1 protein-coding gene is annotated in these 363 nt (G+C 66.7%); it reads right to left on the minus strand.

Going from position 1 to position 363, the window contains the following annotated elements; translation table 11 throughout:
• Positions 1–45 precede the first annotated feature (45 nt).
• Positions 46–363, minus strand: a 318-nt coding sequence (locus tag HX846_RS38800) for an efflux RND transporter periplasmic adaptor subunit (RefSeq protein WP_372242084.1), incomplete at its 5' end; no start/stop codon positions are given.

The raw sequence follows: 363 nt of genomic DNA on the forward strand, positions 1-363 counted from the left end.
AGCGAGCAACCGTGCAGTGCCACCAATACCAGGGCCGCGAGGGGTTTAAGCCTTGGGCGCATGGGCACCTCCGGCATCGGCCATTTGCACGGCGTCGCCTTCGCGCAGTGCGTCGGGTGGGTTGTCGACTACGCGATCGGCGGGTTTCAGGCCCTGGTCAATCACCAGGCGCTCGCCGAGGTCGAGGCCGATGTGGATGTCTTGCAGGTGCACGTGGTTCTTGGCGTCCAGTACCGCGACCTGGGTGCCTTCGGCGCGGAAGATCAGGGCGCTGGCCGGGATGCTCACGCCATGGGTATCCGCCGGAATCGCCAGGGTGGCTTCGGCGTAGTCGCCGGGCAGCAACTTGCCGTCCGGGTTGTC

The sequence above is a fragment of the Pseudomonas sp. K5002 genome, assembly GCF_013386655.1.
Taxonomy (GTDB): domain Bacteria; phylum Pseudomonadota; class Gammaproteobacteria; order Pseudomonadales; family Pseudomonadaceae; genus Aquipseudomonas.